The sequence below is a fragment of the Inquilinus sp. OTU3971 genome (genome assembly GCF_038440215.1).
Map to the genome: position 1 here is coordinate 23,557 of NZ_JASATH010000076.1, position 10,823 is coordinate 34,379.

At 70.6% G+C, this 10,823-nt stretch carries 13 protein-coding genes, 1 other RNA gene and 1 pseudogene; 14 read left to right on the forward strand and 1 reads right to left on the reverse strand.

Annotation, left to right across the window (positions count from 1 at the left end; translation table 11 throughout):
* Positions 1-25: 25 nt before the first annotated feature.
* Positions 26-2,017, reverse strand: a complete 1,992-nt coding sequence (gene tkt, locus AAHM41_RS19545; protein WP_342238246.1) for a transketolase — start codon at positions 2,015-2,017, stop codon at positions 26-28.
* Between the two features lie 268 nt (positions 2,018-2,285).
* Here tkt and AAHM41_RS19550 point away from each other — a divergent pair, with 268 nt between their 5' ends.
* From AAHM41_RS19550 to AAHM41_RS19615, 14 genes and pseudogenes are all read left to right on the forward strand, one after another.
* Positions 2,286-3,371, forward strand: coding sequence for an Ldh family oxidoreductase (locus AAHM41_RS19550; RefSeq protein WP_342238247.1), 1,086 nt, complete (start codon positions 2,286-2,288; stop codon positions 3,369-3,371).
* 36 nt (positions 3,372-3,407) lie between these two features.
* Positions 3,408-3,638, forward strand: a complete 231-nt coding sequence (locus AAHM41_RS19555; RefSeq protein ID WP_342238248.1) for a hypothetical protein — start codon at positions 3,408-3,410, stop codon at positions 3,636-3,638.
* Between the two features lie 4 nt (positions 3,639-3,642).
* A complete protein-coding gene (locus AAHM41_RS19560) occupies positions 3,643-3,969 on the forward strand; it encodes a cell division protein ZapA (protein WP_342238249.1) in 327 nt (108 codons plus the stop codon).
* Between the two features lie 13 nt (positions 3,970-3,982).
* A non-coding RNA gene (ssrS, locus tag AAHM41_RS19565) (6S RNA) lies at positions 3,983-4,142 on the forward strand.
* A 22-nt stretch (positions 4,143-4,164) separates the two neighbouring features.
* Positions 4,165-4,755: a 5-formyltetrahydrofolate cyclo-ligase gene (locus AAHM41_RS19570; RefSeq protein ID WP_342238250.1), complete on the forward strand. Its 591-nt coding sequence runs from the start codon at positions 4,165-4,167 to the stop codon at positions 4,753-4,755.
* Between the two features lie 12 nt (positions 4,756-4,767).
* Complete coding sequence (locus tag AAHM41_RS19575) at positions 4,768-5,607, forward strand: TIGR00282 family metallophosphoesterase (protein WP_342238251.1); 840 nt, start codon at positions 4,768-4,770, stop codon at positions 5,605-5,607.
* A 218-nt stretch (positions 5,608-5,825) separates the two neighbouring features.
* A complete protein-coding gene (locus AAHM41_RS19580) occupies positions 5,826-6,575 on the forward strand; it encodes a YebC/PmpR family DNA-binding transcriptional regulator (protein ID WP_342238252.1) in 750 nt (249 codons plus the stop codon).
* Between the two features lie 104 nt (positions 6,576-6,679).
* Positions 6,680-7,189 carry a crossover junction endodeoxyribonuclease RuvC gene (ruvC, locus tag AAHM41_RS19585; RefSeq protein ID WP_342238253.1) on the forward strand — a complete coding sequence of 170 codons (510 nt, stop codon included), beginning with the start codon at positions 6,680-6,682 and terminating at the stop codon, positions 7,187-7,189.
* On the forward strand, positions 7,186-7,806 hold the full coding sequence (gene ruvA, locus AAHM41_RS19590) for a Holliday junction branch migration protein RuvA (RefSeq protein ID WP_342238254.1): 621 nt from the start codon (positions 7,186-7,188) through the stop codon (positions 7,804-7,806). Before ruvC ends, ruvA begins: the two co-directional genes overlap by 4 nt.
* Positions 7,803-8,843 carry a Holliday junction branch migration DNA helicase RuvB gene (gene ruvB, locus AAHM41_RS19595; protein WP_342238255.1) on the forward strand — a complete coding sequence of 347 codons (1,041 nt, stop codon included), beginning with the start codon at positions 7,803-7,805 and terminating at the stop codon, positions 8,841-8,843. Before ruvA ends, ruvB begins: the two co-directional genes overlap by 4 nt.
* Positions 8,843-9,268 carry a tol-pal system-associated acyl-CoA thioesterase gene (gene ybgC, locus AAHM41_RS19600; protein WP_342238256.1) on the forward strand — a complete coding sequence of 142 codons (426 nt, stop codon included), beginning with the start codon at positions 8,843-8,845 and terminating at the stop codon, positions 9,266-9,268. Before ruvB ends, ybgC begins: the two co-directional genes overlap by 1 nt.
* A gap of 13 nt (positions 9,269-9,281) precedes the next feature.
* Positions 9,282-10,013, forward strand: coding sequence for a protein TolQ (gene tolQ, locus AAHM41_RS19605; RefSeq protein WP_342238257.1), 732 nt, complete (start codon positions 9,282-9,284; stop codon positions 10,011-10,013).
* A complete protein-coding gene (tolR, locus tag AAHM41_RS19610) occupies positions 10,013-10,531 on the forward strand; it encodes a protein TolR (protein ID WP_342238258.1) in 519 nt (172 codons plus the stop codon). The genes tolQ and tolR overlap by 1 nt, the downstream gene beginning before the upstream one ends.
* 10 nt (positions 10,532-10,541) lie before the next feature.
* Positions 10,542-10,823, forward strand: a pseudogene (locus AAHM41_RS19615) (hypothetical protein); the annotation flags it as partial.

A 10,823-nucleotide genomic window follows, 5' to 3' on the forward strand; every position in this document is an offset into this window, starting at 1 on the left:
GTCGTCTTCTCCGATCCGATAAGTCTTACAGCTTGGCCTTGGCGGCGGCGACAACCGCCTCGGCCGTGATCCCGAAATGCTTGTACAGCTGGTCGTAGGGGCCCGAGGCACCGAAGCCGGTCATGCCGACGAAGCTGCCTTCCGAGCCGATATAGTGGTCCCAGCCCTGGCGGACGCCCGCTTCGACCGCGATGCGGACCACGCCCTGGCCCAGCACCCGGCGGCGGTAGTCGGAGGGCTGGCGGTCGAACAGCGCCGTGCAGGGCATGGAGACGAGGCGGGTGCCGATGCCCTCGGCCTCGAGCGCGTCGCGCGCCTCGTTGGCGATCGACACCTCCGACCCGGTGGCCACCAGCAGCACGCGCGGCGTGCCGGTCGCCTCCCGCAGGATGTAGCCACCCTTGGCCGACAGGTTCTCGGCATTGGCGTTCTGGCGCAGCGTCGGCAGGTTCTGGCGGGTCAGCGCCAGCACTGACGGGGCGTCCTCGGTCTCCAGCGCGATCTGCCAGGCCTCGGCGGTCTCGACCGCGTCGCAGGGGCGGAACACCATCAGGTGCGGGATCGCCCGCAACGCCGCGACATGCTCGACCGGCTGGTGGGTCGGGCCGTCCTCGCCGAGGCCGATCGAGTCATGGGTCATGACGAAGACGACGCGCTGGCGCATCAGCGCCGCCAGGCGGATCGACGGCCGGCAATAGTCGGTGAAGGTCAGGAAGGTGGCGCCGTAGGGGATGACGCCGCCATGCAGGGCCAGGCCGTTCATCGCCGCCGCCATGCCGTGCTCGCGCACGCCGTAGCGGACGTAGCGGCCGCCGTACTTGCCCGGCTCGATGTCGGTCGAGGCCTTGGTCTTGGTGTTGTTCGACGGGGTCAGGTCGGCCGACCCGCCGATCAGCTCCGGGATCGCCGGCACCAGCAGCTCCAGCACCTGGCCGGAGGCGACGCGGGTGGCCAGGCTCGGCTTGGTCTCCGAGATCTCCGCCTTGAACTTGGCCAGGATGCCGTCGAGGCCGGAGGGCAGCGCGCCGGTCTTGGCCTGGCGGAAGGCGGCGCGGGTCTCGGCCGGGGTCTTCAGCAGGCGCTGGTCCCAGGCCAGGCGCTCGGCCTCGCCGCGCTTGCCGATCTCGCGCCAGGCCGCGATCGTGGCCTCCGGCACCTCGAAGGGCGGGTAGGGCCAGTCGAGGTTGGCGCGGGTCGCCGCGACCTCGTCCTTGCCCAGCGGCGAGCCGTGGGTGGCGCTGGTGCCCTGCTTGTTCGGGGCGCCCCAGCCGATGATGGTGCGGCAGGCGATCAGGCTCGGCCGCTCATCGGCCAGCGCCGCGTCGATCGCGGCGGCGATCGCGTCGGTGTCGTGGCCGTCGATGCGCTGGACGTGCCAGTGATAGCCCTCGAAGCGCTTCTGGACGTCGTCGCTGAAGGACAGCGAGGTCGGGCCGTCGATGGTGATGTGGTTGTCGTCGTAGAGCACGATCAGCCGGCCGAGCTTGAGGTGTCCGGCCAGCGAGCAGGCCTCGTGGCTGATCCCCTCCTCGAGGTCGCCATCGCCGCAGGTGACCCAGGTGTGGTGGCTGACCAGGTCGTCGCCGAAGCGGGAGTTCAGGATGCGCTCGGCCAGCGCGAAGCCGACGGCGTTGCCCAGGCCCTGGCCCAGCGGACCGGTCGTGGTCTCGATCCCGGCCTCGTGGTCGACCTCGGGATGGCCCGCGGTGTGGCTGCCCAGCTGCCGGAAATGCTTGATCTCGTCGATCGTGATCTTGCTGTTGCCGGTCAGGTACAGCAGCGAATAGAGCAGCATCGAGCCGTGGCCGCCGGACAGGATGAAGCGGTCGCGGTCGGCCCAGGTCGGGGCGGCGGCGTCGAACTTCAGATAGCGGCTGAACAGGACCGTGGCGACGTCGGCCATGCCCATCGGCATGCCGGGATGGCCGCTTTTCGCCGCCTCCACCGCGTCCAGGGACAGGAAGCGGATGGCGTTCGCCATGTCTGAGTGGGTGACGGTCCGGGGGCTGTCGCTCATGGCATCGATCCGTTGCGGGGCACGGGGATCCGACGATGGCCCGCCCAGGCTCTCGTCAAGGCGGGGCGCTCGTCGGGGCGGGCGGCACCATGCAGCCCCGGTGCCCCGGCGTCAATGCCACCAAATGCCCATTTCGGGCCGGAAAGCGGGTGAAAACGTCGGACATTCCGGGTGCCGGGCGGAAGCTCTGGAGGTCCATGTGACGCTGCGCTACACACGTCGGACATAATGGCGGCGGCGCCGGCCGAGAGGGTTTCGGAGAGACGGGATGGAACGGTTCGACGGGGTGCGGCTGCAGCGGGCGGTGCTGGAGGATTTCGCGGCGGCGCTGCTGCGCGGCGCCGGGATGTCGGAGGACAGCGCGGCGGCGACGGCGCGGGCGATGACCGATGCCTCGGCCCGCGGCGTCGACACCCATGGCGTGCGCCTGATCCCGTTTTATCTCGACCAGCTTCAGAACGGTCGGGTCAACCCGGCCCCGGCGGTGACCGCGACCCGCACCGCGCCGGCCTGCGTCGTGGTCGACGCCGATGGCGGCCTCGGCCATCTCGCCAGCTACCGCGCCATCGACGAGGCGGCCAAGCTGGCGGAGGAGACGGGGCTCGCCGCGGCGGTGGTCACCCGCTCGTCCCATCACGGCGCCACCGGCGTCTACACCCTGGCGGCGGCGCAGCGCGGCTTCGTCGCCTTCGGCTGCACCCATGCCGATGCGCTGGTGGTGCCGCATGGCGGGGTGAAGCCGTTCTTCGGCACCAATCCGATCAGCTTCGCCGCGCCGGCGCGGGACGAGGAGCCAGTGCTGCTCGACATGGCGACCAGCGCCATACCGCTCAACCGCGTGCATCTGCGCCGCGACACCGGCACGAAGCTGCCGCCGGAGGTCGCGGTCGGCGACGACGGCGTCGCCACCACCGACCCGCATGTCGCCACCGGCCTGATCCCGGTCGGCGGGCTGGGCTACGGCTACAAGGGCGCCGGCCTAGCGATGATGGTCGAGATCCTCTGCGCCAGCCTGACCGGCATGCCGCACGGCTTCCGCATGACCAAGTTCACCGGCCCGGGCCAGCCGGTTCATATCGGCCACTTCTTCCTGCTGCTGAAGCCGCAGGCCTTCGCCGCCGGCGGCTATGATTCGTCGCTGGCGGCGATTCTCGGGGATCTGCGGGCCCAGCCGGCCCAGGCGGGGCAGGAGGTGATGGCGCCGGGCGACCCGGAGAAGCGCGAGGCGGCGGAGCGCGCACGTCTCGGCGTGCCGCTGGACCGCCGCACCTGGGAGCGGCTGACGGGCTTCGCCGGCACGGTCGGCGTTGCGGTGCCGGAGGCTTCCGTTGACGGGAACCGGAGCGGCGCATAGTTTCACCCGGATGACGCTGGATCTGGAGTCCCGCCGATGAGCGGGTTGACCGCGGAGCTCGACCGCCTGGAACGCGCCCTGGAGCGCCTGGATGCTGCTATGGCCGCGCAGGCGGAGCGCAGCCAGACGCAGATCGACGAGATCGCGGACCGCGTGCGCACGCAGGCGGTGACCGAGATCGAGACCGAGCTGCGCGAGGACACGGCGACCGTGGCGGCGCGGGTCAACCAGGTGATCCAGCGCATCGAGACCCTTTTGGAAAAGTAGCGCCGTGGCCCGGGTCGAAATCAATCTGAACAACCGCCCCTATCCGATCGCCTGCGAGGACGGTCAGGAGGGGCGCGTCCGCGAGGTCGCCACCTTCGTGCAGGAGCGGATCCGCGAGATCCAGGGCTCGGTGCGGACCGCGACCGACACGCATCTCCTGGTCATGGTCGCGCTGATGCTGGGCGACGAGCTGCTCGATCTGCGCGAGGGCAAGATCCCCGGCGCTGCGGCCCCGGCGCCGTCGCCGCTGGACGATCCGGAGCTGTCGTCGCGGCTGCAGAAACTGGCAGATCGGATCGAGGCCATTGCAGCCCGGGTCGAGACGCCCTAAATCTGTTCGCGGAGCGGGGCTGCGCGGTGCGACAGGTCGCTTTGTCCCTGGGGCCGTAGCACTTCTCTTAGGGAGCTGTCCCTGCCGGGACCGTGGTCCCGGCACATGGCACCCACCTGCTGATGCAGGGCCCAAGAGGAGACGATATGACCACCGGCCGATGCGGCTCCGCTACGATCTCTTTTTCCTCCCGCCATGCCTGACGGGACCGAACTGCGCGACGCCAAGAAGGCGTTCCGGGCGGCGGCGCGGGAGCACCGTGCGGCTTATCATCGAAAGCACGGCCCCGGGGCGGGAGAGCGACTCCGTGACATCGTCCTGAAGACGATCCCCCTGCCGCCGGGCGGGGTGGTCAGCGGCTACCTGCCGATCGATGACGAGCTCGACCCGCTGCCGCTGCTGCGCGCCGCGATCGACCGCGGCCATGCCGCCTGCGTGCCGGTGGTGCAGGGCAGGGGCCAGCCCCTGGTGTTCCGCGACTGGACGCCCGAGGCGCCGCTGGTCGAGGGCGTATTCGGCGTGTCGGTGCCGGCGCCCGCGGCGCCCGAGCGGGTGCCCGACCTGCTGTTCGTGCCGCTGCTCGGCTTCGACCGCAAGGGCTTCCGCATGGGCTACGGCGCCGGCTTCTACGACCGCACCCTGGCCGGGCTGCGGGCCCAGCGGCGGGTCGTGGCGGTCGGCGTCGGCTATGCCGGGCAGGAGGTCGCGGCGGTGCCGGTCGGCCTGCACGACGAGGCCCTGGATTGGATCGTGACGGATCGCGAGGCGATCCGCATTGCTGTTTGAGACGGATTTCGGATGCGCATTCTGTTCCTGGGTGATGTCGTCGGCCGTGCCGCCCGTGTGGCGGTGATGGAGCAGGTGCCGCGGCTGCGGCAGCGCCTCGACCTCGATTTCGTCGTGGTCAATGGCGAGAACTCGGCCGGCGGCTTCGGCATCACCCCGAAGATCGCCGAGGAGTTCTACGAAGCCGGCGTCGACTGCCTGACCACCGGCAACCATGTCTGGGACCAGCGCGAGCTGCTGGGCAGCATCGACCGCGACAAGCGGATGGTGCGTCCGGCCAACTTCCCGGCCGGCACGCCGGGGCGCGGCGCCACCCTGCTGCAGGCCCGCGGCGGCCGCCAGGTGCTGGTGGTCAACATCATGGCGCGGCTGTTCATGGACGCGCTGGACGACCCCTTCGCCGCGGTCGACAAGCTGCTCGCCGACATGGCCATGCCGGGCGTGGCCGACGCCATCATCGTCGATTTCCACGGCGAGGCGTCGAGCGAGAAGATGGCGATGGGCCACCATCTCGACGGCCGGGTGACGCTGGTGGTCGGCACCCACACCCACATCCCGACCGCGGACCTGCACATCCTGCGCGGCGGCACCGCCTACCAGACCGATGCCGGCATGTGCGGCGATTACGACAGCGTCATCGGCATGGTGAAGGAGCCGGCGATCGCCCGCTTCATCCGCAAGATGCCGACCGAGCGGCTGACCCCGGCCGAGGGCCAGCCGACAATCTGCGGCTTGGTGCTGGAGACCGACGAGACCACGGGACTCGCCCGCCGGGTCGAGCCGCTGCGGATCGGCGGCCGGCTCGCGCCCACCTGGCCGACCGGTTTCGCCCTGGCCGAATCGGCAGGTTGATCGAATTCAACTTACTTCTCCGCAATCTCGCCTATCCGATTGCGGTGAAACGGAATATCCCGAGCTGGAAACTTTCGTGCCTCTTTCCTCCGGGCCACAAAACCGCCATAGTCTGGGCCTAACGCGGCGCGGGTGACCGTGCGGTGGCGCTTGCCGTCGACGGGCCGGCCGCATATGTCTCCCGCCGCGAGTTTCCCAAGTCAGTCAGGCACTGCCCCATGGCCGGTCATTCACAGTTCAAGAACATCATGCACCGCAAGGGCGCTCAGGACGCCAAGCGGGGCAAGATCTTCACCAAGCTCCAGCGCGAGATCACCATTTCCGCCAAGCTCGGCCTGCCCGACCCGGCGATGAATCCGCGCCTGCGCGCCGCCATCCAGGCCGCGCGCAAGGAGAACATGCCGAAGGACAACATCGAGCGGGCGATCAAGCGCGCGACCGGTGACGGCGACGACAGCGACTATGTCGAGATCCGCTACGAGGGCTACGGCCCGGCCGGCATCGCCGTGATCGTCGAGGCGCTGACCGACAACCGCAACCGCACCGCGGCGGAAGTGCGCTCGATCTTCACCAAGCATGGCGGGTCGCTGGGCGAGACCAACTCGGTCAGCTTCATGTTCAGCCGGGTCGGCGAGCTGGTGTTCCCGGCCAAGGCCGCCAGCGCCGACGCGGTGTTCGAGGCGGCGCTGGAGGCCGGCGCCGACGACGTGCAGAGCGACGACGAGAGCCACACCGTGACCACCTCGGTCGAGGGCTTCGCCGCCGTGCGCGACGCGCTGGAGGAGACGTTCGGCGCGCCGGATTCGGCCGGGCTGGTCTGGCGTCCGCTCAACACCGTCGCGGTGAACGAGGAGCAGGGCGCGGCGCTGCTGAAGCTGTTGGACACGCTCGACGACAATGACGACGTGCAGCGGGTCTCGGCCAATTTCGAGATCCCGGACGAGATCATGGCGCGGCTCACGGCCTGAGCCGGCGGAGGGGATATGGAGCGCGGTGTGAGGAGAGCAGGGGGAACGTTCCGGGCGGCCGCAGCCGGCCGGCCGAGTCCCGCCTGCCCGGCGGCAGGACGCCGATGAGGATCCTCGGCCTCGACCCCGGGCTGCGCCACACTGGCTGGGGCATCCTGGATGTCGACGGCAACCGGTTGCGCTACATCGCCGACGGCCGCGTCGATTCCGACGACAAGGCCGACCTCGCCACGCGTCTTGTGCAGTTGCATGACGGGCTGGTCGAGGTGATCCGGAGCTGGACGCCGGACGAGGCCGCGGTCGAGGAGACCTTCGTCAACAAGAACCCGACCTCGACCCTGAAGCTCGGCCTCGCCCGCGGCGTGGTGCTGCTGGTGCCGGCGCTGGCCGGCCTCCGGGTCGCGGAATACGGCGCCAACCACATCAAGAAGTCGGTGGTCGGCGCCGGCCATGCCGACAAGACCCAGGTCCAGCACATGGTGCGGATGCTGCTGCCGGGGACCACCTTCAAGACGCCGGACGCGGCCGACGCGCTGGCCGTCGCCATCTGCCACGCCCATCACCGCCAGACCGAGGCCAGCATCGCCGGCATCCGGCTGCAGGTGGCGCGATGATCGCCCGGCTGCGCGGGCTGGTCGACAGCGCCGGGGCCGACCATGCGGTGATCGACTGCAACGGCGTCGGCTACCTGGTGTTCTGCTCGCGCCGCACCCTCGGCCTGCTCGGCGGCCCGCGCGAGGCGGTGGCGCTGCACATCGAGACCCATGTGCGCGAGGACCACATCCATCTCTACGGCTTCGCCGACACGGCGGAGCGCGACTGGTTCCGCCTGCTGACCACGGTGCAGGGGGTGGGCGCCAAGGTCGGCCTCGCCATCCTGTCGGTGCTGTCGCCGGACCAGGTGGCGACCGCGATCGCCGCCGGCGACAAGGCGATGCTGGCCCGGGCCGAAGGCGTCGGGCCGAAGCTGGCCGGCCGCATCGCCTCGGAGCTGAAGGACAAGGTCGGCGGCATCGCCCTCGGGCCCAGCGTTGCCGTGTTCCACACCGGGGGCGCTGCGGCCGCGCCGGTGGAGGCGGGCGCCGCGTCCGATGCGGTCTCCGCCCTGGTCAATCTCGGCTACGGCCGGGCCGAGGCCTTCGCCGCGGTGGCCAGGGCCGGCGGCAAGCTAGGCCCCGAGGCGACCGTGTCGGCGATCATTCCCGCCGCCCTGCGTGAGCTGGCGTCATGAGCGGCGACACCGACCGCATCGTCACCGGCGAGCGCCAGGGCGACGACGAGGCCTCGCTGCGGCCGCAGACGCTGGAGGATTTCGTCGGCCAGCGCGAGGTCTGCGACAACCTGCGCGTCTTCGTCACCGCCGCCCGCGGCCGGACCGAGGCGCTGGACCATGTCCTGCTGTTCGGCCCGCCCGGCCTGGGCAAGACCACGCTGGCCCAGATCGTGTCGCGCGAGCTCGGCGTCGGCTTCCGCGCCACCTCCGGCCCGGTGATCGCCCGCGCCGGCGACCTGGCGGCGATCCTGACCAACCTGCAGCCGCGCGACGTGCTGTTCATCGACGAGATCCATCGCCTGAACCCGGCGGTGGAGGAGATCCTCTACCCGGCGATGGAGGACTTCCAGCTCGACCTGATCATCGGCGAGGGGCCGGCGGCGCGATCGGTGCGGATCGACCTGCCGCCCTTCACCCTGGTCGGCGCCACCACCCGGTCGGGGCTGATCACCACGCCGCTGCGCGACCGCTTCGGCATCCCGCTGCGGCTCAACTTCTACGGCACGCCGGAGCTGGAATCGATCGTCGCCCGCGGTGCGCGGCTGCTGGGCTGCCCGCTGACCGACGAGGGCGCGCATGAGATCGCCAAGCGTTCGCGCGGCACCCCGCGCATCGCCGGCCGCCTGCTGCGCCGGGTGCGCGATTTCGGCGCGGTCGCGGGGCTGGCCCAGATCGACGCCCGCGCCGCCGACCAGGCGCTGAAGCGCCTCGATGTCGACGAGGCCGGGCTGGACGCCATGGACCGGCGCTACCTGCGCCTGATCGCGGAGCATTACGGCGGCGGCCCGGTCGGGGTCGAGACGCTGGCGGCGGCGCTGAGCGAGCAGCGCGACATGATCGAGGACGTGATCGAGCCGTATCTGCTGCAGCAGGGCCTGGTGCAGCGCACGCCGCGCGGCCGCATGCTGGGCGACCGCGGCTACCGCGCCCTCGGACTGGCCGAGCCGAAGCGCGCCGCCTCCCAGATCGACCTGCTGGCGGAAGACGAGCCGTGATGAGCCCGCATCTCTTTCCCGTCCGGGTCTATTGGGAGGACACGGACGGCTCGGGAATCGTCTATCACGCCTCCTATCTGCGCTTCGCCGAGCGGGCGCGGACCGAGCTGTTGCGCGCGGCGGGATTCGAGCAGTGGTCGATGCTGGCGCAGACCGGTATCGCCTTCGCCGTGCGCCACTGCGCCATCGATTTCCGCCGCTCCGCCCGGCTCGATGACCAGCTAGTGGTCGAGACCCGGGTGACGGCGATCGGCGGCGCCAGTCTCGAAATGTCGCAGGCGATCCGGCGCGACGGGGACGACATCGTCACATTGCTGCTGAAATTGGCCTGCATCACTCGTGACGGCCGGGCGGCGCGGATGCCGTCGCGGCTCCGCGAGGTCTTCAACGCGATCAAGGGTCAGACCGCGTCACACGCGGCGTAGGAAGGGCGAAGGTATGGAGCAGTCGGTGATCGAAACCGCCCAGGCGGTCGGGCAGGGTGCCGTGCACAATATGAGCATGTGGGGCCTGTTCCTGCAGGCCGACGTGATCGTCAAATTCGTGATGCTGCTGCTGCTGGCGGCATCGGTCTGGTGCTGGGCGATCATCTTCGAGAAGTGGATCCGCGTGCGCCGGCTGAACCGCCAGGCCGATTCCTTCGAGGATGCGTTCTGGTCCGGCGGCTCGCTCGACGACCTGTACGACCAGGTCGGCGCCAACCCGCCCGACCCGATGGCCGCCACCTTCGCCGCCGGCATGAAGGAATGGCGCATCGCCGCCGACCGCGGCATCGCCGCCTCCGGCAGCATGCGCGCCGGGCTGCAGCAGCGCATCGACCGGGTGATGCAGGTGACCATGACGCGGGAGCTCGGCCGGGTCGAGCGCGGCATGACCGTGCTGGCCTCGGTCGGCTCGACCGCGCCCTTCATCGGCCTGTTCGGCACGGTCTGGGGCATCATGAACTCGTTCCAGTCGATCGCCGCCCAGGCCGACACCAGCCTCGCCGTGGTGGCGCCCGGCATCGCCGAGGCGCTGTTCGCCACCGCCATCGGCCTGTTCGCCGCCATTCCCGCCACCACCGCCTACAACAAGTTCTCGAACGACCTGAACAAATACGCCGAGCGGCTGGAGAACTTCGCCGGCGAATTCGGCGCGATCCTGTCGCGCTATCTCGAGGACCGCAGCTGATGGGTGTCTCGCTCTCCCACGCCACCGGCCGGGGGCGCGGCGGCCGCCGCGTCCTCCGCCCCAACGCCGACATCAACGTCACGCCCTTCGTCGACGTCATGCTGGTGCTGCTGATCGTGTTCATGGTCACGGCGCCGCTCTTGACCGTCGGCGTGCCGGTCGACCTGCCGCAGACCCGGGCCCAGAACATCCCGACCAAGGAGGAGCCGCTCCAGGTCACCATCGACGCCGCCGGCCAGATCTACGTGCAGAAGAAGCAGGTGGCGACGGAGGATCTGGTGCCGATGCTGACCGCGATCGCCAAGGCCCAGGCCTCGGCCGCGGGCGGCGGCCCGAACGAGACCCGCATCTTCGTGTTCGGCGACCAGGCGCTGGCCTATGGCCGGATCATGCAGGTGATGGGCGCGATCACCGCCGCCGGCTTCACCCGGGTGGCGCTGATCTCCGAGACGCCGAAGGGCCAGGCCGCTGCCACGCCGCCGGCCGCCGCGCCCACCGCACCGGCACCGAGGCGCTGACAAGAGCCCCATGCGTCCCAGTCTCATCATCTCCCTGGCCCTGCACGCGATCCTGCTGATCGTGCTGATGCTCGGGCTGCCGCTGTTCCGGCGCGACGCGCCGGCGATCGCGGTCGTGCCGGTGGAGATCGTCAGCGCCGATGCGGTGAACGAGGGCGCGACCGGCGAGATCGCGCCGGACCGCTCGCCGGCGCCGGATGCCACCGGCGACGCCGAGGCACCGCCGCCGCCGGCCGCGGCCAAGTCGCCGCCGACGCCGAAGCCGCCGACGCAGCGGCCGGAGCCGCCGAAG